This is a genomic window from Micromonospora cremea (assembly GCF_900143515.1).
Classification (GTDB): Bacteria; Actinomycetota; Actinomycetes; order Mycobacteriales; family Micromonosporaceae; genus Micromonospora; species Micromonospora cremea.
In genome coordinates this window covers 1751366-1770351 of sequence record NZ_FSQT01000002.1, presented here as the reverse complement: position 1 = coordinate 1770351, position 18986 = coordinate 1751366, and the positions used below count along the sequence as shown (strand labels likewise).

At 73.4% G+C, this 18986-nt stretch carries 19 protein-coding genes; 11 read left to right on the top strand and 8 right to left on the bottom strand.

The window, feature by feature from the left end:
- Nucleotide 1 precedes the first annotated feature (1 nt).
- The 7 genes from BUS84_RS21660 to BUS84_RS21630 form a co-directional block, all read right to left on the bottom strand.
- Complete coding sequence (locus BUS84_RS21660) at nt 2-601, bottom strand: hypothetical protein (protein WP_074318989.1); 600 nt, start codon at nt 599-601, stop codon at nt 2-4.
- A gap of 13 nt (nt 602-614) precedes the next feature.
- Nucleotides 615-1787 (bottom strand): M23 family metallopeptidase, encoded by a 1173-nt coding sequence (locus tag BUS84_RS21655; protein WP_074315126.1) that lies wholly within the window; start codon nt 1785-1787, stop codon nt 615-617.
- Nucleotides 1784-2341, bottom strand: coding sequence for a hypothetical protein (locus BUS84_RS21650; RefSeq protein WP_074315124.1), 558 nt, complete (start codon nt 2339-2341; stop codon nt 1784-1786). The genes BUS84_RS21655 and BUS84_RS21650 overlap by 4 nt, the downstream gene beginning before the upstream one ends.
- Entirely contained in the window at nt 2338-4290 is a 1953-nt protein-coding gene (locus tag BUS84_RS21645; protein ID WP_074315122.1) for a hypothetical protein, read from the bottom strand. The genes BUS84_RS21650 and BUS84_RS21645 overlap by 4 nt, the downstream gene beginning before the upstream one ends.
- Nucleotides 4291-4363: 73 nt before the next feature.
- Nucleotides 4364-7762 (bottom strand): ATP-binding protein, encoded by a 3399-nt coding sequence (locus BUS84_RS21640; RefSeq protein WP_074315120.1) that lies wholly within the window; start codon nt 7760-7762, stop codon nt 4364-4366.
- Between the two features lie 49 nt (nt 7763-7811).
- The gene (locus BUS84_RS21635) at nt 7812-8174 is read right to left on the bottom strand and encodes a hypothetical protein (protein ID WP_007466101.1); all 363 of its coding nucleotides are present in this window, start codon (nt 8172-8174) and stop codon (nt 7812-7814) included.
- Between the two features lie 12 nt (nt 8175-8186).
- A complete protein-coding gene (locus BUS84_RS21630) occupies nt 8187-8501 on the bottom strand; it encodes a hypothetical protein (RefSeq protein ID WP_074315118.1) in 315 nt (104 codons plus the stop codon).
- A 356-nt stretch (nt 8502-8857) separates the two neighbouring features.
- On the opposite strand from BUS84_RS21630, the gene folP reads away from it, so the two are divergent.
- From folP to BUS84_RS21595, 7 genes are all read left to right on the top strand, one after another.
- Nucleotides 8858-9733, top strand: coding sequence for a dihydropteroate synthase (gene folP / locus BUS84_RS21625; RefSeq protein WP_074318988.1), 876 nt, complete (start codon nt 8858-8860; stop codon nt 9731-9733).
- Entirely contained in the window at nt 9730-10095 is a 366-nt protein-coding gene (gene folB / locus BUS84_RS21620; RefSeq protein ID WP_074315116.1) for a dihydroneopterin aldolase, read from the top strand. Before folP ends, folB begins: the two co-directional genes overlap by 4 nt.
- Nucleotides 10092-10619 carry a 2-amino-4-hydroxy-6-hydroxymethyldihydropteridine diphosphokinase gene (gene folK / locus BUS84_RS21615; RefSeq protein WP_074315114.1) on the top strand — a complete coding sequence of 176 codons (528 nt, stop codon included), beginning with the start codon at nt 10092-10094 and terminating at the stop codon, nt 10617-10619. Before folB ends, folK begins: the two co-directional genes overlap by 4 nt.
- Before the next feature lie 19 nt (nt 10620-10638).
- Nucleotides 10639-11178 (top strand): DUF3180 domain-containing protein, encoded by a 540-nt coding sequence (locus BUS84_RS21610; protein ID WP_074315112.1) that lies wholly within the window; start codon nt 10639-10641, stop codon nt 11176-11178.
- A 117-nt stretch (nt 11179-11295) separates the two neighbouring features.
- Nucleotides 11296-12510 (top strand): ABC transporter permease, encoded by a 1215-nt coding sequence (locus BUS84_RS21605; protein ID WP_074315111.1) that lies wholly within the window; start codon nt 11296-11298, stop codon nt 12508-12510.
- A 53-nt stretch (nt 12511-12563) separates the two neighbouring features.
- Entirely contained in the window at nt 12564-12872 is a 309-nt protein-coding gene (locus tag BUS84_RS21600; protein WP_074318987.1) for a hypothetical protein, read from the top strand.
- A 56-nt stretch (nt 12873-12928) separates the two neighbouring features.
- Complete coding sequence (locus BUS84_RS21595) at nt 12929-13429, top strand: hypothetical protein (RefSeq protein WP_074315109.1); 501 nt, start codon at nt 12929-12931, stop codon at nt 13427-13429.
- A gap of 22 nt (nt 13430-13451) precedes the next feature.
- Here the strand turns inward: BUS84_RS21595 and BUS84_RS21590 are convergent, their stop codons facing one another.
- Entirely contained in the window at nt 13452-14456 is a 1005-nt protein-coding gene (locus BUS84_RS21590; RefSeq protein ID WP_074315107.1) for an ABC transporter ATP-binding protein, read from the bottom strand.
- 2 nt (nt 14457-14458) lie between these two features.
- Here BUS84_RS21590 and BUS84_RS21585 point away from each other — a divergent pair, with 2 nt between their 5' ends.
- From BUS84_RS21585 to BUS84_RS21570, 4 genes are all read left to right on the top strand, one after another.
- A complete protein-coding gene (locus BUS84_RS21585) occupies nt 14459-15145 on the top strand; it encodes an ABC transporter permease (RefSeq protein WP_074315105.1) in 687 nt (228 codons plus the stop codon).
- A gap of 32 nt (nt 15146-15177) precedes the next feature.
- Nucleotides 15178-15879 carry an ABC transporter permease gene (locus tag BUS84_RS21580; protein WP_074318986.1) on the top strand — a complete coding sequence of 234 codons (702 nt, stop codon included), beginning with the start codon at nt 15178-15180 and terminating at the stop codon, nt 15877-15879.
- Nucleotides 15880-16105: 226 nt separating this feature from the next.
- The gene (locus tag BUS84_RS21575; RefSeq protein ID WP_074315103.1) at nt 16106-17110 is read left to right on the top strand and encodes a glycine betaine ABC transporter substrate-binding protein; all 1005 of its coding nucleotides are present in this window, start codon (nt 16106-16108) and stop codon (nt 17108-17110) included.
- 110 nt (nt 17111-17220) lie between these two features.
- The gene (locus BUS84_RS21570; protein ID WP_074315101.1) at nt 17221-18981 is read left to right on the top strand and encodes a hypothetical protein; all 1761 of its coding nucleotides are present in this window, start codon (nt 17221-17223) and stop codon (nt 18979-18981) included.
- Nucleotides 18982-18986: the final 5 nt, after the last annotated feature.

Sequence of the window (18986 nt, the reverse complement as noted above, 5' to 3'; positions counted from 1 at the left end):
GTCATTCGATCCACAGCAGATGGACGGGAACCTCCAGAGTTGTGGGTGACTGGCCTCGCCAGGCCCAGCGGTACCACTCCACCTCGGGGGCGATCCGGACGCAGATGTCCCCCTCGGCACCCGAGTAGGTCTCGGTCACCGCCCGCAGGTCGCGGTGCTCCAGACCGCCATCGACGTGCACCACCCGGCGCCCGGTGACGGCATCCGCCTCGAAGACCGGTGTGGGGGACCGGTGGGACGGGCCGTCCAGCGAGACCAGCCGGATACCGCTGCCCCGGGTGTCGCCCGTCCCCGGCCGATCGCCGACCGTCTCCACCCAGACCCGATCGACCGGCACCAGCGGCGCGAACACCTCGACCTGGTCGGCCTCGGCTCGGTACCACTCGTGCTCGGGAATCACTGGCACATAGGTCCGGGCGCCCTGCACCACCCGGTCGTCCGCGCGCAGGTCGCCCCGCCAGCCCAGCCCCGGCAGCCCGACCAGCACCCGTCGCCCGCGCAGCTCCACCCGTTCGGTGGCCGGCACGATCGCCAGTGGTCGGGGTGGCCGAGGCGCCCAGTCGGGCTGGTCGGCGAACGGGTCCGGCAGCGGTCCGGTCATGCCCGTGGTGGCCTCACTCCGCGCTGCGCAGCGGGGCGCCCCGCTCACGCATGAACGGGACCGGATCGATCGCGCCGCGGCTGGTGCGGTCGTTGCGCAGGTGCACCTCGAAGTGCAGGTGCGGGCCGGACGAGTTGCCGCTGCTGCCGACCTGCCCGATCACCTCGCCGGCCGGCACGATCTGATCGGGTGACACTCGGGGACGGACCACCATGTGGCAGTACCGGGTGATGTAGCCACCGGCGTGCAGCATGTCGACGAACCAGCCGCAGCCGCCCTTGCCGGGGTGCCCGTCCACGTCGCAGTCCTCCCGGCCGCGGTCGTCCGGGTCGCAGCGGGCGACCAGCACCCGACCGGCGGCGGCGGCACGGATCTCGGTGCCCTTGGCCGCCCCGATGTCCACCCCGTTGTGGCTGGGTCGGCTGCTGGTACGGAAGCCGGAGCCGACGTCGCCCGGAATCGGAGCGGTCCAGCCTGAGGCGGCGATCTGGCCGCGCTCGGCCGCGTTGCACACCGCCTTGCCGTTGATCTCGATCGTGCGCGCCGCGCCACCGGCCAGCGCGTCGACGATCCGGCTGGCCAACTCCTCGTGCTTGGCGTACGCGTCCGGATAGGCGCTGATCTGGACCTGCTGCGCCACCACCGTGAGAGGTCGGCGCTGCCAACTCCGCATCTTGACCAGCTTCTCGTAGAACTTGCGGGCCGTGTACGCGGGGGTCATCCGCTCGGTGACGGTGCCCCACCCCGGCCGCTGCTGAAACAGGCCCAGTGAGTCATGGTCGGCGCCGACGCCCTCGTGCGGCAGGGCCAGTGACGCGGGCACGCCACTGTTCGCCAGGTTGCGCAGGGCGGACTCCTGCATCGCGGTCGCCAGGGCGATCACCCAGCCCCGCGACGGCACCCCCAGGTCCTGACCGACTTTGATGATGATGGCGGCGTTGCGGACCTGCGCGTCGCCGTACTCGGTGAACCGCGGCAACTCGCCGGCGATGTCCACCGGGCGGACCGGGCCGCAGCCCCAGCCGGCCAGCGTGTCCCCGTCCTCCGCCTCTCCGCCGAGTCCGCTGAGGAAGAACGCCGCTGTCCCCCCGGTGCAGCAGAGCAGGAGCAGCACCCCGGTGAGGATTGTGGCGATCACACCGACCCGTACCGGTCGGCGGAGGGCGGCGCCGCTGCCGGCTTTCATTGCCGCTCCCAATCCACCACGTCGACCAGCCAGCCGTCATCCGCTGCGACCAGCTCCAGCCGGAGCCGGCCGGTGTCGAGGGGCAGCAGCACCTCGACGAACGTCTCGGTGCGCGCCCGCACCGCCGGGGGGCCGGCGACCTCCTCGGCCGGGACACCGGCGGGGTCGACGCCGGCCAGCTTCTCGGTCAGCGCCGCTGTGGACAACGGTCGCAGGCCGGCCTGCCACTGCTCGGCGGTCATCCCGGGGCGACCGATCCAGGCCGCGGTGAACCGGTCGGCGGTCTGCTCGGGCGTGCGGTCGCCCGGCCGGGTCACCGGCGAGGGCGGAGCTTCAGTGGAGATCGCACCATCGTCGCCGGCCGTCGGGTCCACGGTGGTGATCGGACTGTCCGGACGACTGCTCAACCCCCCCGCTGGATCGGCGGGGCCGGACACCAGCCGGGCCGCGCCGAGCACGCCGAAGACGAGCACCGCGATCACCAGCGCCACCCCCAGCCGGGACCGCAGGACCCGGGTGAACAGGAACTCCAGAGCCGGTCGCATCACTGTCACCGTGCCTCTGTGCGCACCCGTGGTCCGGTGCGGTCCGGCGCACGCTCGGCGGAGCCGGGTCGGTAGACCACGAACGAGGGGTTCTCCGCCGGCACGTCCGGCTCGGTCCAGCTCGCTGGCTGTCGGCGACGGGGTTTAGGTGCGACCGGCCGGTCCCGGTCCCCGGTCTCCTCCTTCGGCACGTCGTCCGCGCGTTCCTGACCGTCCGGACGTCGGGCGTCGGAACGCCGGCCCTCGACCGGGGCGGTCGGTGCCAGGACCGGGTCTTCTCGCCGCGCCTCCGGGCGCAGCGTGGTCTGCTCCGCCACTGGTGAGCGGCGGCGGCCCCCCACCGGCTCCGCCGTGCCGCCCGGCTCCGCCACGTCCAGCCGCGCTGCGGTCCGCATGTCCCGGAAGAACCGGCGGTGCCAGGATCCGGCCGAACTGACCGCCTCGCTGCTGTCCTTGCCGCCGAGCTGGGTGATCCGCCGGTAGGGCCGCAGCAGTAGCCAACCGACCACCCCGCAGAGCCAGACCAGGACCACCTGGAGCCAGCCGGGCAGGGTGGGTGTGCTCATGATCAGGTCGACCGCGAACAGGTAGATCGCCGCCCCGGTGCCGAAGATGGCGATGTTGAAGACCGCGGCGACCACGGCGTTCGCGAGCCGCCGCAGCCCGGCGCTCGCCGGTCGGAGCAGACCGACGGTGCCCAGGATGGGCGCCGCGATCACCGCCCATCGGAAGATCAGGAAGCCCAGCAGGACCAGCAGCGACGCGGTCAGATCGAACATGGCGAACAACACCGACGCCAGCACCGCGATGAACCCAGCGCCCACCCGCTCCATGTCCCGCACACCCTGGAGGTACTCGTACGCCTCCGGGTCCTCGGTCTGGATCTGCTGAGCCACCCGGGCCCACTGCTGCTGCTTGGCCTTGATCGTCGCCTCCCGGGTGGCCGGGTTGGCGCGCAGCTTCTGAGCCTCCTCCCAGGAGAGCGACTTGGCATCGTAGAGCGCGGGGCCGTACTTGCGTGCGGTCTCGCTGTCTGACGAACCCAAGATTCCACGGAGCCAGTTCCGATAGAGCATCGTTTCCGTGGCCGTGTCGCTGGCGCGAGCTGCGGGAGTGCGTCGGTCTTCGCACCGAGTGGGATCGATGCATCGACCTGGCTCTGGAGTCTTCGCTTGAGGGCCGACTGCGTCGTGTACGACGCCGAGGGTGGTTATCAGCGTGCTGTCGGCGATGTTCGCTGATTTCACCGGCCAGGCAGCCAACGCGGTGACCGCAACCATCACGAACAGAGCCCAACCGGCGGTGGTCATGGCGTTGCTCATGTCCGACTGGCGGGAGCGCCACAGCAAGTAGAGTCCAACGACGCAAAGGGTGATGATGCCGAAGACGCTGAACACCTTCTGATACACGGCTTTGGTCGCCTGCTCGACCAAGGGGTCGGCCCAACCCCACATGGAGCGTGGGTCCCAAGCCCTTTCTCTTAGCGCGTTGGAGGCCCCGATAACTGCTGTGGCGACCATAAATTCGCCGTTGGCGACGGTCGTCGTGAACTTGTAATCCGGATGCAGCACACTTGACGCGCAGCCACCGTCAATGTCGTAGGTGGTATAGCTGTAACCCGCGTAGCCGTAGAGGCTGTAGCGGCCGGCGACTCCGTTCGCCGCCTCTGCCGGTGGCGCTGCCGCGAACCAGCCGGCGAGACCCGAGTCGGGAGTGCCGGGGGTCGGTGCGTTTCGGCAGGTGACCTCGTCCTCGCTGACCTCCTTGAGCTTCGCCACGCAGGCCCGGAAGTCGGCCTGCCACTCCTGCGTCGTGCAGAGGTCGGCCCGGGCCCGGGCGGCGGGCGGGGCGGCGGCAGCGGCCTCGGCGCCGATCAGCGGCCAGGTGAGGGAGGCCCCGGCCAGTACGCCGAGGGCGAGCAGAAACGACGCGATCCGTGCCCGGGCCCTAGGGCCCATGTCAAGGCCCCTGGTCGGCCTGCGGCGGGCCCAGACGGCTCGACCGAGGACCTTGACACGGGCCCTAGCCATGTCACGCCTCCAGATCCGGCAGGGGGATGCTCGGCAGCACTCCGGCCGCCGCGGCGATCGCAGCGGGCGTCGTGTCGAGGTGGTCCAGCAGCCCTTCGACGTACGAGACGTCGACGCGGACCTTCTGCACCCGCCCGTCGACGTCGCGCATCACGAACTCGCGGAAGCCGAGGCGGGCGGCCGAGCTGGTGTCGGCGGCGGAGAGTGAGGCCAGGGTGGCTTCGTACCCGTCGTTGACCGGCACCCGCAGCAGCCGCAGCGCTTCGGAGGCGATCTCGGCGTCTTCGGCGATCCGGCCGACGAAGACGGTGGAGACGAGATTCTGCACGTCGAGGCCGAGGATGTCGCGCGGGTTCTGGGAGGCGACCAGCGCGGCAAGGTTCCACTTGCGGGAGTCCCGGGCGAGCCGGACGAGGAACGATCGTCCGGACCGCCAGCCCTCCATGAAGTGCGCCTCGTCCAGGCCGACGAGCTTGCGCGACGACATCGACCCGCCGTAGCAGCGACGGACGGCGAGCCGGTGCGCGGTGTGCAGCATCGGCAGGGCGAGTGCCTCCTCGGCGGACCAGTACTCGCGCTCGATCTTGAGGTCGGGCAGCCGCAACCCGGCCATGGTGATCACCGTGAGCGCGGCGTCGGCGCCGAGCAGCCCCTCCGGCGGTCGGCCGAAGAAGAGCATGGCCAGTGGCATCTCGGCGGTGTCCAGCAGGAGGTTCGCCAGCTCCTTGCCGGCGTCGTCGTCGAGTTGCCCGAGGCAGCTCACCACGTCGTCCAGCGTGGACGTCTCCTCGGCGGGAACCTGGCGGACCGCATGCCGGAACAGGGTGGCGGTGGACGCCTCACGGGCCACCTGCGGCGGCACCAGCATCATGCAGATGTCCTGGACGAGCATCCGGCGCTCGGCCCGGGCATTGGAGACCGCGATCTCGAACTCCCGGTCGCCGGAGGCGCCGGCGCCGAACTCACTGCGCAGCGGCGTCGGGATGAGCGAGTAGGGCGCCAGGGTGCCGTGCTCCGAGCCGGTCAGGTTCAGCACCCGGGAGTACGGCCGCAGCTCCGGCATGGCGCAGAGGCGGGCCAGCGGCCCGGACGGGTCGAGCAGGGTCACCTGGACGCCCCGACGCGCGGCCAGGTAGCCCAGCGCGCCGAGCAGGGTCGACTTGCCGCCGCCCGGCTCCGCCACGAAGACCGCGAGCCCGGAGCGTTCCCGCACCTCCATGGGGAAGTGCAGGTCGAGGAAGACGGGGCGGCGGCAGGTGCCCGCGGTCCGGCCGATCAGGTCACCCCGCCGGTCGCCCACGTTGGAGGCGGCCTGGGGGAGCGCGGCGGCGAGCAGCGGGACCGGCATCCGACGGACGTAGCCGGTGTTGGCGATCGGCTCGCCGGGGATGAACTCGCGGGCCAGCCAGTCCTGGTTCTTCGGGTGCTGGAGCGAGATGCGCAGCTCCCGGGAGTAGAGCTGGATGAGCCGGCGGGCTCGCTCCAGGCACTCCTCCCGGGTCCGGCCGCCGACCGCGATCCGGTGCCAGCCGTGGGCGCGGGCCGAGTCGACCGGCAGCCCGGTGGTCATCTCGTCGCCGATCACCAGCGCCCGCTTGGCCAGCCGCTCCAACTCGGGTGGCGCGTCGATGCCGTGCTCGGCGTAGTCGAGTTGCTGGGAGCGGATCATCCGCAGCCGGTGTTCGAGATTGCGGAACGAGTCGCCGGAGCCGAGGATGTCGACCCGGGTGGAGATCTCCATCGGCCATTGCAACCGCTCGTGGAAGTGCAGCCACGGCTCGTGCCGTTCCGGGATCTCCAGTGGCTCCATCCGGCCGACGGCGAGTACGGCGACGTGCCGTTCCTCGCCGGTCATCCGGTTGACGAGCTTCACGGTCGAGCCGTACGGGGTGCGGTAGCGCTCGACCTGCTCGGTCAGGGCGAGCAGGTCACCGCGCTCCCAGCGACCGTTGGTCACCGGGGAGAGCGTGCCCGGAGGTGCCATGCACAGCGCCACCGAGCGGTAGAGCAACCACTCCAGCTCCTGGGCGGTGACCCGCCGGCCGCGCATGCCGAACGCGCCGAGCACCTCGTCGAACTGCTCCACGGTGCGGCCCAGCTTGCGGCGTTCGCCGTCGGCGGTGCCGCGCCCGAAGGTGCGCAGCAACCGCTCGGTGAGCGAGTCACCGAGTGACCGGCGGGCGAAGGTGACCCCCAGGTAGGTCTGCCCCTCGGCGTGGTTGACCGCCATCAGGTGCCGCTGGGCGGCGACCAGGTGGTCGGCCCAGCCGGTGGTGCCGGGCACGTCGGGCAGCGGTGCCGGGGTGTGCGCGTCGATGGTGCGGGCCCACTCGTCGGCGGGGAACGGCCGGGTGGTGCGGCGCAGGTGCAGCCGGAAGCCGGCCAGGCCGGCGTACTGCTCGGAGATCGCCGAGAGCAGCGCCTCGCGTTCGGCGTCCGGCCGGAACGCCCAGCGCACCTCGGGCAGCCAGTACCAGGCGGTGACCGTGTTCGGGGTGAAGGTCAGGTGCCCGGCGATCTCGGTGATGGCCAGTTCGACGGATGGGTCCCGGTCCCCGAACTTGATCTTCGGGGCGCGGACCCGGGCGGGCCGGGTCGGCCGGTCCTGCCGGCTCACGGCCCGTTGTCGGGGTGGGGCGATCTCGCGCCCGGTCGGCTCCGCGCCGACCGGTCCCGGCCGTGCCGGGTCGGTCCCGGTGGCGCGGCGCGGCGCGCGCTCCAGGGCTGGCCGGTCCGTCGGGGCGGCGCTGGCCGGCCCGGCCGCTGGTATCGCCCGCCGGCCCGCCGGCCCGGCGCTGGACGGTCGGGTCGTCGCATCGGTGCTCGACGACGACGTCGGCGCAGCCCCGGCGATCGGCTCGGGCTCGGCCGGTGGCCGGAGCATCGGCAGCCGGTCGCCGGCCTGGTGCGGCACCCGGGACTCGGCGGCCGGGTTGCCGCCGCCGCGCCGCGGCTCGACGGGCGCCCCGCTGCTGGTGGACGCGTCGTCGGGGGTCCAGGGTGGTGCCAGGTCGGGTGCCCGGTCCGGCACCCGGGGGGCCGGCCGGGTCGGCTCGGTGGCGTGCTGCTGCTGCGGGATCGCCGGCTGCTCCCGCTGCGCCGGGCCGGCCGGCACGGCACGCGTCGCGCCGGGCCGGGACGCGCCGAAGAGATCCAGGAACGGGGAGTCGATGTCGGCGTTCTCGCCGGACACCGCGCTGGGCTCGGCAGGCGGCGTCCGGCGGGGCACCGGCCGGGGGGCCTGGAAGACCCCGACCGCACCATGCCCGGGCGAGGTCACCAGCGCGGGATCGAGCGCCACCTCGTCCTCGGATTCGGTGTAGTCAAACGACTGCGCACGGTGACCTGCCGGCACGGCCGGACGGCCGGCCGGGGAACCCGGCGTGGAAGAGCGACTCATGCGACCGCCTCACCCGCGTCGTGCGACGGCCCGATCGGCGTACGCCCGGTCATGCCAGCTCCTCCCGGATCCTGATCCGGCTGCCGACCAGGCGCGGGTCGCGCTGCTCGATCGCCGGCTCCCGGGTGCGTCGCCAGTCGGTCAGCGCGGTGCGGATGACCACCCGCGCCGGCCGGTCCGGGTCGACGTGCCGGAAAATGAACGACGTGGTCACGATGGCGAGCGCGATCTCCCAGGCCGGGAAGAGCTCGACCGTCAGCGTGAAGAGCCAGTGGATGAACATGTAGAGGGGGACGAGCAGCATGAAGAGCCCGTACTGGGCGTACGGCAGGTGGACCGGAAGGGTGTAGCCGGGCGGCCCGAGGTAGACCAGGCGGGCCCGGTAGATGTCGTCGTCGGTGCGCAGCCGCATCTGGGAACGCGCCTATTCGAAGATCAGGTCGATCAGGTAATCGCCGACGAAGAAGAGTGTGGCCGCGCCCGCGATGAAGGCCAGCCCGACGATCGCGATCGCGGAGCTGGTCAGCACCTTGGAGATCTCGCCCCGGCTGGCCCGCCCGATGAAGATGACGCCCAGGACGGCGAGCAGGATCGGCGCGATCTTGCTGGCGAAGAAGGTGACCACACTGTTGGTGTCGATCCCCTTCGGTGCCGGCTCGGCGAGCGGAGTCGACGCCAGGGTGGAGAGCGCGTGGGCGACGCCGGACGACGCCGTCTCCATGAGCTCGAAGGCGATCACTGGAACCTCCCCATATCGCGGCCGGCGGTGCCGCGGCGGTGCAATAGGCAAGCCTGGCGGGAAATGTGCTCACAGGGCGCAGCGTTCTCGACCCTGCGTTCGTTACTCACCACGGAGAGTGGTGAGCTTTGGCCGGTTTTTCCCCGCTTCGGCCCTCCCTCCAGGCTTCGCCATCTCGATGCTGGCCAATTCCAAAGCGTACGGCCCGCCCCGGATTGCGACAAGCCGCGAAGGGACTGCCCGATACTGCCCGGACGACCGATCGTACACCTGTTCCAATGCGCACGTCAGGGATGGTGACTCGGGGGCGGACCCGGGTCGGCCGGGCCGACCGCCACGACCGGTACCGTCTAGTCGTGACCGATCTGGTGCGGGCCCCGGGCCCGGTGGTGATGGGCGTCCTCAACGTCACGCCGGACTCCTTCTCCGACGGCGGACGGTACGCCGACCTGGGTGCGGCCGTCGGACACGGCGTCCGTCTGCGTGCTGCGGGAGCGCACCTGGTCGATGTCGGCGGTGAGTCGACCCGACCGGGCGCCGAAAGGATCGACGCGGCGACCGAGGCCGACCGGGTGCTGCCGGTCATCCGCGAGCTGACCGCCGCCGGCGTGCCGGTCAGCATCGACACCAGCCGCGCCCGGGTGGCCGAGGCCGCCCTGGGTGCCGGCGCGGTTGTCGTCAACGACGTCTCCGGCGGGCTGGCCGACCCGGACATGGCCCGGGTGGTCCGCGACGCCGGCTGTCCCTGGGTGCTGATGCACTGGCGTGGCCACTCCCGAGAGATGCGCGAGCTGGCCAGTTACACCGACGTGGTGGCCGACGTGCGGGCCGAGCTGGCCCAGCGGATCGACGCGGCGCTGGCCGCCGGAGTGGCCGCCGACCGCATCGTCATCGATCCCGGCCTCGGCTTCGCCAAGACGGCCGCGCACAACTGGGAGTTGAGCGCCCGCCTGCCGGAGCTGCTCGACCTCGGGTACCCGCTGCTCTTCGGCGCCAGCCGCAAGTCCTACCTCGGCCGACTGCTCGCCGGCTCGGACGGGACGCCGCGACCCACCGCGCAGCGGGAGGCGGCCACCGTCGCCACCAGCGTGCTGGCGGTCGCGACGGGCGCCTGGGGGGTACGCGTGCACGACGTCCAGGCCACCACCGACGCGCTCGCCGTCTGGGTCGCCACCGGCAGTCCGCGTATGGCCCCCGCCCCCGCCGGGCGCGAGCGAGAGGTGCAGCGATGATGGACCGGATCCAGCTGACCGGCCTGCGGGCCCGGGGGCGGCACGGGGTGTACGACTTCGAACGGGTCCAGGGGCAGGATTTCGTCGTCGACGCCGTGCTGGAACTGGACCTCGCCCCGGCCGCCGCCAGCGACGACGTCACCTTCACCGTCCACTACGGCGAGCTGGCCGAGCGTCTGGTCGCGGTGGTGACCGGCGAGCCGGTCAACCTGATCGAAACCCTCGCTGACCGCCTGCTCGCGGTCTGCCTGGCCGACGAGCGGGTCGTCAACGCCACCGTCACCGTGCACAAGCCGGAGGCGCCGGTGCCGCACACCTTCACCGACGTGGCCGTCACCATGACCCGGGCGCGTGCCCGGTGACCCGGGCCGTGCTCTCGCTCGGCAGCAACCTGGGCGACCGGCTGGGCCACCTGCGGACGGCCGTCGCCACGCTCGGCGACAGCGTGCTGGTGCTCTCCGGCGTGTACGAGACTCCACCGTGGGGCGACGCCGATCAGCCCGCGTACCTCAACGCGGTGCTGCTGGCCCAGGACGACGCCGCGACCCCACGCGACTGGCTGGAGCGGGCGCGGGCCGCGGAGCGCGCGGCCGGCCGGGTCCGTGACCCGCAGCGGCGGTTCGGGCCGCGCACCCTCGACGTGGACGTGATCGCGGTCTGGGGCGACGACGACGAGCCGGTGCTCAGCGACGACCCCGAGCTGACCCTGCCGCATCCCCGGGCGCACCTGCGCGCCTTCGTGCTGCGACCGTGGATCGACATCCAGCCGTACGGGCGGCTGCCCGGTCACGGCTGGCTCACCGACCTGCTGACCGCCGGCCCGGCCGCCGACGACGCGCTGGATCTGCGCCCCCGACCGGAACTGGCGTTAGAGTCGACGGCATGACCGAGCGGAGCCGGCCGGCATGACGCAGGCGAAGTCCCCACCACCGGGCGGGCCGGGCCCGGACCGGTCGCGGGTGGGCCCCACCCGGATCTCCACCCTGGTCGTGGCCGCCCTGGCCGCGGCGGCGGTGGCCTGGCTGCTGATTAGCACCCTCTACTACAGCGGCATCCCCCGGCTGCCCTGGCTGCCGGTGGTGACACTGGCCGCGCTCGCCGTGCTGGAGGCGTACGCCGCGGTCAACACCCGGGCCCGGATCGAGCGCAAGCCCGGCCGGGATCCGGTCAACCCGCTGATGGTCGCCCGGTTCGTGGTGCTGGCCAAGGCGTCGGCGCTGGCCGCGGCCATTTTCGCCGGCTTCTACGCCGGGCTCACCGGCTGGCTCTTCGTCGAGACCACCCGGGCCGCCACGGAGGATCGACCGGCCGCCGGGGGCGGCCTGCTGGCCTCGCTGGCGCTGGTGGGCGCCGCGCTCTGGCTCGAGCGCTCCTGCCGGGTGCCGGAGCGCCCGGACGACGAGCGTGAGCCAGACCAGCGGGAGAGCCACCCCGGCCAGCGCTGACAGGGGGTTACGCCCGGCTCCGGGCGCGGGTACGGTGCCTGCGATCGGAGAGCAATGGCCGCCCCGGTCCGTCCGCGAACCGGGGCGGGGACGGCCGGCCACTGGGGAGGCGGCGTCATGGGGTACGAAGAAGCGGGCCGGGAAGGGTCGGTCGAGCCCTCGTCCGGGGTGCCCGCCGCCGTTCTGGAGCACGTCTTCGACGACCCCAGCCAAGGTGAGCCCGGCCGGGACCGGGTCGGCGTGCACCTGGTGTGGGAGATCCTGCTGCTGGGTGGTCTCGCCACTCTGGGCTGGCTGCTCTGGCGGGCCGACTCGGACGTGCTGCGCGGCGACAACCTGCGCACCCTGCTGGTCGGCCTGGTCGGGCTCGGGCTGCTCGCCCTCGCCGCCGGGCTGAGCCTGCGTACCGCCGCCCCGAACCTGGCTGTCGGGCCGGTCGCGGTCGCCGCCGCGCTGCACTACGCGGAGCAGGGGGACCAGGGTCTGGCGGAGTCCGTCGGCCCGGCCGTCGCGGCCGCCGCGCTGGGCGGGCTGGCGCTGGCGCTGGCCGTGGTGGTGCTGCACGTGCCGGGCTGGGCAGCCAGTCTCGCCGGCGCGGCCGGGGTGGTGGTGTACATCGAACGCCGGTCGGCGCCCGTGCTGGTGCAGGGCGACTACGACCCCGGGCGGAGCGCCGGCTACCTCTTGGCCGGCTTCGCCGCGGTGGCGGTCCTCGGCGGGCTGTTCGGCGCCATCCGGGCGATCCGCCGGCTGGTCGGCCGGTACCGGCCGGTCACCGATCCGGCCCGTCGCCGGGGAGTGGTGGCTGCCGTGGTCACCGCGCTCGCGCTGGTCGGCTCCACCGTGCTCGCCGCCCTCGCCGGCGTGCTGCTCGCGGCCAACGGCTCGGGGACGGTCACGCCCGCCCCGGGGCTGGACTGGACGGTGCTGGCGATCGGGGTGGCCCTGCTCGCCGGCACCAGCGCGTACGGCCGTCGGGGTGGTCTGTTCGGCACCCTGCTGGCGGTGTGCCTGGTCATCGTCTTCCAGGCGTACGCGCGGGCGCGCGGCTGGACGGTTGACCGTTGGACGGTCGGCGGGGTCGCGCTCGGCGTCGGACTGCTGGTCACCCGGTTGGTCGAGACGTACGGACGGCCCCGGCCGGACAGCACCGACAAGTCCGAGCCGGTCGGCGACGGCACGATCAGCACGGGCTGGACGATGCCACGGTCGCAGCCGGTCGACACCTGGCCCCCCACCCTGCAGACGCCGGCCGCGCCGCAACCGGTCGACCCGTGGCGGGATCCGCGCTGGGAGGACAGCCCGCGCCGGTGGGAAGACGGTGAGCGGTGAGCCGTGTCGCGTCCGCCGAGCCGGAGCTGATCTCGACCGTTAGGCTCGGCGGCATGACCGACACACCTGCCGCCACCCCCGGCGGAACCTCGTTCGAGGAGCTCGACACGCTGTCCACCGAGGAGCTGCGGGAGCGGGCGTTCGCCCGCGCCCGGGAGCACCGTGACGTGGGTTTCTACTGGTCGGTGCTGCGGCACCTGCCGAACGCGGACGAGGCGACGGTGCTGGACGGCGCGCCGAACTCGATCGGTCCGATCATCGACGAGGCCAACGCGCTGTGGCGGGAGCTGACCGGTCACGGCTACGAGGAGTCGGAGCCGCTGCTGCGGGCCGCCTTCATCGACTACCTGTTGAAGCACTGAGCCGGTCGGGGCAGCCCAGGTCCGCCCGGTCGGTCGGCTCGGGCCCTGGGCGGATCATGGGGCTCTTCCATCGCCGCGGCCCGGTCAGCCGCTACGGGACGGCCGCCGGCACCGGCGCGCTCGCCGTGCTGCTGCTGGTCGGCATCTGCGGCAGCCCGGCGTACACCGGATGGGCCGGTACGCGAGCCGACCCGGCGTCGGCCGGCGATTACTACCTGCGCCTGCTCGCCTGGCCTGCCTGGCGGCTGGACGCGGACGGGCAGCCCGGCGGATTGCTCGCCGCCGACCTGCGGGCCGTCCTGCTGGTGGCCATCGCGGTGGCCCTGCTCTATCTGCTGCCCGCCGCCCAGGTGGCCCGGGTGCCCGGCTCGGTCAGCCAGTTCTTCTCCGGCTGGGCCGCCTACGTGCTCGCCGGTGGGCTCGCCGCCGTGCTGGCGGCGCCGTTCGGCCCGGACCCGTCGCTGCTGGGCGCGTTGCAGGATGCCAGCAGCGGCGCCGGCTACGGCTTCCTCTCCGGTTGGATCATCGGCACCGCCAGCCTCGGCGGTCGGGCCTGACCGGACCGGTCGAGCCGGGCGGTCAGCCCGTCACGCGGCCGAGGTCGAGCAGGCGCTGCCGGCTGAGCGCGCCCACGGGTCGGCCGTCGTCGGTGACCACGAGCCGGTCCCGCCCCGAGGTGAGCAGCACCGCCAGCGCGTCGTACGCGGAGCCGTCCAGCGGCACCGTGGGCAGGTCCGTCTCGGCGTCGCCGGGCAGCGGCTCCAGCGCGTCCCGGTCGAGCTGGGTGACCGCCAGCCGGCGGATGCCCCGGTCGGCTCCGACGAACTCGCGCACGAACGGGGTGGCGGGCTCGCCGAGCAGGGCGGCCGGGGTGTCGTACTGCTGCAGGCGTCCGCCGTGGGAGAGCACCGCGATCCGGTCGCCGAGCCGGACCGCCTCGTCGAGGTCGTGGGTGACCAGCAGGATCGTCTTGCGGACCTCGGCCTGGAGCCGGAGGAACTCCTCCTGGAGGCGGGCCCGGACGATCGGGTCGACGGCCGAGAACGGCTCGTCCATCAGGAGCACCACGGGGTCGGCGGCGAGCGCACGAGCCACCCCCACGCGCTGCCGCTGCCCACCCGACAGTTCGTGCGGGTAGCGGCGGCCGAACTGGGCCGGGTCCAGCCCGACCAGCTCGAGCAGCTCGTCGACCCGGGCCCGGGTCTGGTCACGGGACCAGCCGAGCAGCCCGGGCACGGTGGCCACGTTCGCCCGGACCGTCTGGTGTGGAAACAGCCCGACGTTCTGGATCACGTAGCCGATCCGGCGGCGCAGCCGCACCGGGTCGACGTCGGTGACGTCCTCGTCACCGAGCATGATCCGCCCGGCGGTCGGCTCGATCAGCCGGTTGACCATGCGGAGCACCGTCGACTTGCCGCAGCCGGACGGGCCGATCAGCACCACCAGCTCGCCGGCCTTGACCTCCAGGCTGAGTTCCCGGACGGCCTCGGTGCCGTTCGGGTAGCGCTTCTGGATGCCCTGAAGGGAGATCGACGCTGCGCGAGGGGCTTCGGCCCCGCCGGCAGCCTCCGGGGTAACGTCCACGTATGTCCTTCCGCCTGAGCTACCGGGCCGACCCGGGTAACCCCTGGTTCTCCTGGCAGTACGTGCGGGACAACTCTGACACGATCCTCGCGGCGGTGGGTGAACACGCCTCCCTCACCGGGCGCGCGGTGCTGATCGCGGTGCTGATCGCCCTGCCGTTGTCCGTGGTCGCGTACTGGTTCCGCCCGCTGGCCGGGCCGATCCTCGGCGTCACCGGCGTGATCTACACCATTCCGTCGCTGGCGTTGTTCGCGTTCGTCGCGCCCTACCTGGGCACCGGCGCCACCACCGTGCTGGTCGGGTTGGTCCTGTACGCGCTGCTGCTGATCGTCCGCAACGTGGTGGCGGGGCTCAACCAGGTGCCGCCCGAGGTCCGCGATGCCGCCGAGGGGATGGGCTACGGCCGGTGGCGCCGGCTGTTCCGGATCGACCTGCCGCTGGCGATCCCGGGCATCATGACCGGGCTGCGGCTGGCCACCGTGTCGACGGTCGCGCTGGTCACCGTGGGGGTGCTGGTCGGGCACGGCGGGCTCGGTCAGCTGATCTTCGCGGGCTTCCAGAACAATCTCTACAAGGCCGAGATCATGACCGGCACGGTGCTCTGCGTGGCGCTCGCGGTGCTGCTGGACCTGCTGCTGGTCCTGGTCGGCCGGCTGGTCACCCCCTGGTCCGCCCGGGGCGTCCGGTGAGTGCCGCAGCGAGCCCGGTGCAGCAGGCGGTGATGTGGCTCAACGACCCGCTGAACTGGACCAACCCCGGCGGCATCCTGGACCGGCTCGGCGAGCACCTGGAGATCTCCGCCGCAGCGGTGGCGCTCGGCTGCCTGGTGGCCTGGCCGCTCGGACTCTGGCTGGGGCACACCGGGCGGGGTGGTGGCCTGGTGGTGCTGGTGTCCAACGCCACCCTGGCCATCCCCACCCTCGCGCTGCTGACCATCCTGCCGTTGACGTTCCTCGGCTTCGGCCGCACGCCGGTGGTGGTGGCGCTGGCCGTCTTCGCCGTTCCGCCGTTGCTGGCCAACGCCTACACCGGCGTACGCCAGGCGGACCTGGAGGCGCTCGACGCGGCCCGCGGGATGGGTCTGTCCGGCGGGCAGGTGCTGCGGCGGGTGGAACTGCCGCTCGCGGTGCCCTACCTGGCCGCCGGGTTCCGGACCGCCGCCGTGCAGGTGATCGCCACCACCGCGTTGGCGTCGTTCGTCAACGGCGGCGGCCTCGGCGAGATCATCCGTACCGGCTTCGGCCTCAGCATCGCGGTGGGCGGGGGTCAGATCCTGGCCGGCGGCGTGCTGGTGGCCGGGCTCGCGTTGCTGGCCGAGGTGGTCCTGGGCGGCGTCGAACGGCTGATCACCCCCCGTCCGCTGCGGCGCGACCGGCAGCGCGCGGGGCGGCCCCGGCCCGCTGACGCCACCGGCCGCGCCTGATCTGCCCCGGCTCGTCCGACGGACGACCCGTTCGGGTGAGCGGTCGCGGGCCCGGCCACCGGCAGCGAGCCGGCCGGTGACGATGCGGTGACGAACTCCACCTCAGGTTGTCGGTCGGTCGCGGAGGATGTTGGGTGGACATTCGCGGGCGGCCGACAGTCAGGATCGCCCGTCGGACACGCGGCCGGCCCGGACTGGGTCGCGCCGGGACACGGAAGGCGGGCACATGCGCGCACGTACACGTCTGGCGATCGGCGCGATCGGCGTCGTCGCCGCGGCAGGGCTTCTGACCGGGTGTGGTGATGCCGGCTCGTCCGGCACCGACGCTCCTCAGCAGGGCGCCTCCGGGGCCGGGTGCGCCCCGGTCGCCGGGCAGCAGCTCATCGCATTGCAGGACGACAAGAAGCTCCAGAACTCCGACAACGTCATCCCGGCGGTCAACAGCAAGGTTTCCAACCCGCAGTTGATCGCCGCGCTGGACAAGGTCTCGGCCGCGCTCGACACGCCGAAGCTGATCCAGCTCAACAAGGCCGTCACCGACGACCGCAAGACCCCCAAGGTGGCGGCCGAGGAGTTCGCGTCGGCCAACAACGTCACCGCGGGCATCGCCAAGGGCCCGGGCGGCGAGATCGTGGTGGGTGCCGGCAACTTCGCCGAGAGCCAGACCCTGGGCGAGCTGTACCGGATCGCGCTCACCGCCGCCGGCTACCAGGTCAAGGTGCAGCAGATCGGCAACCGGGAGCTCTACGAGCCGGCGCTGGAGAAGGGCGAGGTCCAGGTCGTCCCGGAGTACGCGGCGACCATGGCGGAGTTCCTCAACACCAAGGCCAACGGCCCCAACGCCCAGCCGGTCTCCTCGCCCGACATCAACAAGACCGTGACCGCGCTGAAGGCCGAAGGCGACAAGGTGGGCATCACCTTCGGCACCGCGGCCGCCGCACAGAACCAGAACGCCTTCGCGGTCACGCAGGCCTTCGCCGACAAGTACGGCGTGCGGACCCTGTCCGAGCTGGCCGCGAAGTGCTCGGGCAACGCGACCGTGCTGGGCGGTCCGCCGGAGTGCCAGCAGCGCCCGTTCTGCAAGCCGGGCCTGGAGAAGACGTACGGGCTGTCGGTGGGCTCGTTCTCCTCACTGGACCAGGGCGGCCCGCTGACCAAGAACGGGCTGCGCACCGGCGCCATCAGCGTGGGCCTGATCTTCTCGTCGGACGGCGCCTTCGCCACCAGCTGAGCCACCTCGTGGCGTGCTGACGACGCCCCCGCCCCCACCCGGGGCGGGGGCGTCCGCGCTTCCCGGGACCCCGTTCCCTCAGCTGGAGATCCTCGGTAGGCTGCACAGCCATGCCAGCCCCGGTCGCCCCCGATGCCCGGCGTCAACCGCCGCTGCTGACCATGCTCTTCTGGGCCGGCGTGGCCCTCGCCCCGGTGGCGGCGCTGATCCTGCTGGTCGCCGACGGCAACGGGCCGCTGCGCTTCGCGGCGGTGCTCGCCATCCTGGCGGTGGTGCTGATCGGCCTCTCCATCGCGCTGCGGCCGGACGGCGACGGCGCCTCGGCACAGGCCGATGAGCTCCTGGACGAGATCGAGGAGCTCCGCCGGGAGTTGCGCGCCGAAATCGTCGCCGCCGCACAGCGCGGTAACCAGGCGCTCGACCAGGCGCAGCGGGCACAGGAGGGCGTCGCCGCCGTCCGCCGCCGCCTCGACGCCAGCGGCGCCGCGCTCCCCGGCGCCGCCCCGGCCGCCGAACCGGCGGGTGCCGGCCGGGCGCGGGTGCCGGCCGGCGAGCCGGTCGACGATGCCCCGGCCGTCCGCAGCCGCGTGTCGGTGCCCGGCGACGCCCCGGCGGGCCGAGGCCGGGTGTCGCCCCCGGAGCACACCGGTGCCCGGTGGGGCCGCCCCGAGCGCGCGGACGATGGTGAGCCGGCGTACCACCCGGAGGCCCCCGACGCCGGCGCCGAGCCGCCGGTCAGCGGCGGGCTCTACGGCGCCGAGCCACCGGCCCCCGGGCCGTACGGCGCGGAGCGGCCAGCCGCCGGGTACGGCGCGGAGCGGCCGGCCGCCGGGTACGGCTCCGTGCCCCGCCCTCGTGAGCACGACCGCCCCGAGTCGGTGCACCGTCCGGTCGGCGTGGTGCGGCACACCGAGACGGTGCACGTCACCACCCGGCACACCGTTGTCGACGGCGGTCCGGCCGAGCCGGGTGGGCGGTACGGCGGTGGGTACGCCGGCCAGTGGACCGCGCCGGCGCAGGAGTGGACCCCGGGCGGCAGCGCGGAGGAGCGGTCCCGGGGCGCGCAGGCCGCGACCCGTGGTGAGCCCGGCCGGACCGGCTCGCGGGACAGATCGGGTTGGGGGGCCGAGCGGGGTGGGCCCGGCCCGGACGGTGACGAGCACGGCTGGGCGGACCGCCGCGACGAGCCGGAGTGGGTTGATCCGCGCGAGGCGTACCCCCGGCCCGACGAGTCCGTTCGGGGGGCCCGGCCGCAGCCCGTCGCGGACCGGAGGCAGCCGGATTCGTGGGCGGGCCCCGACGATCGTGGCTGGTCGGAGGAGCGCGAACCCGACCGGGCCACCGCCGTGCCGCAGCCCGGACCGGCCCTGCGGGCGGACGACACCGGTGAGTACTGGTCGCAGCTGCGGGCCGGTGACCGGTGGGCCGCCGTGCGGGACGACGAGAACGGCCGTGAGCTGCGGGTCGGGGAGCGCCGGGCCGAGGTGCACGCCGACGCCACGGGCGCCGAGTACCGGGTGGCCGACCGCTGGGCCTCCGTCCGCCACGAGGAGCCCCGCCGCCACGAGGACGCGCGCAGCTACGACGAGCCGCGCCGGTACGACGAGCGCGAGCCGTACCCCCGGGACGAGCCGGTGCGCCGTTACGACCGCGACGGCGGTTGGCGGGACGAGCCGGCGGACCGGCCGGCGCTGCCGGTGGGCGGCGTGCCGGTGCCGGACGAGTGGCGTCCGCCGCGCCAGCGGGGCCACCAGGCGGAGCCCGCACCGGAACGGACCGGCCGGCGCCGGGTCGACGAGCGGTACGGCTACCCGCCGCAGGACGACGTGCCGCGCGCCGGAGGCGCCCCGGCCACCGACCGCTGGCACTGACCGGC

Bases quoted from the DNA above. Each gene is read 5' to 3' on its own strand.
- BUS84_RS21640 (WP_074315120.1), bottom strand. From the start codon at position 7,762: ATGAGTCGCTCTTCCACGCCGGGTTCCCCGGCCGGCCGTCCGGCCGTG.
- BUS84_RS21585 (WP_074315105.1), top strand. From the start codon at position 14,459: ATGTCCTTCCGCCTGAGCTACCGGGCCGACCCGGGTAACCCCTGGTTC.
- BUS84_RS21600 (WP_074318987.1), top strand. From the start codon at position 12,564: ATGACCGACACACCTGCCGCCACCCCCGGCGGAACCTCGTTCGAGGAG.
- BUS84_RS21635 (WP_007466101.1), bottom strand. From the start codon at position 8,174: ATGCGGCTGCGCACCGACGACGACATCTACCGGGCCCGCCTGGTCTAC.
- BUS84_RS21645 (WP_074315122.1), bottom strand. From the start codon at position 4,290: ATGGGCCCTAGGGCCCGGGCACGGATCGCGTCGTTTCTGCTCGCCCTC.
- BUS84_RS21570 (WP_074315101.1), top strand. From the start codon at position 17,221: ATGCCAGCCCCGGTCGCCCCCGATGCCCGGCGTCAACCGCCGCTGCTG.
- BUS84_RS21660 (WP_074318989.1), bottom strand. From the start codon at position 601: ATGACCGGACCGCTGCCGGACCCGTTCGCCGACCAGCCCGACTGGGCG.
- BUS84_RS21595 (WP_074315109.1), top strand. From the start codon at position 12,929: ATGGGGCTCTTCCATCGCCGCGGCCCGGTCAGCCGCTACGGGACGGCC.
- BUS84_RS21605 (WP_074315111.1), top strand. From the start codon at position 11,296: ATGGGGTACGAAGAAGCGGGCCGGGAAGGGTCGGTCGAGCCCTCGTCC.
- BUS84_RS21575 (WP_074315103.1), top strand. From the start codon at position 16,106: ATGCGCGCACGTACACGTCTGGCGATCGGCGCGATCGGCGTCGTCGCC.
- BUS84_RS21580 (WP_074318986.1), top strand. From the start codon at position 15,178: ATGTGGCTCAACGACCCGCTGAACTGGACCAACCCCGGCGGCATCCTG.
- BUS84_RS21610 (WP_074315112.1), top strand. From the start codon at position 10,639: ATGACGCAGGCGAAGTCCCCACCACCGGGCGGGCCGGGCCCGGACCGG.
- BUS84_RS21655 (WP_074315126.1), bottom strand. From the start codon at position 1,787: ATGAAAGCCGGCAGCGGCGCCGCCCTCCGCCGACCGGTACGGGTCGGT.
- folB (WP_074315116.1), top strand. From the start codon at position 9,730: ATGATGGACCGGATCCAGCTGACCGGCCTGCGGGCCCGGGGGCGGCAC.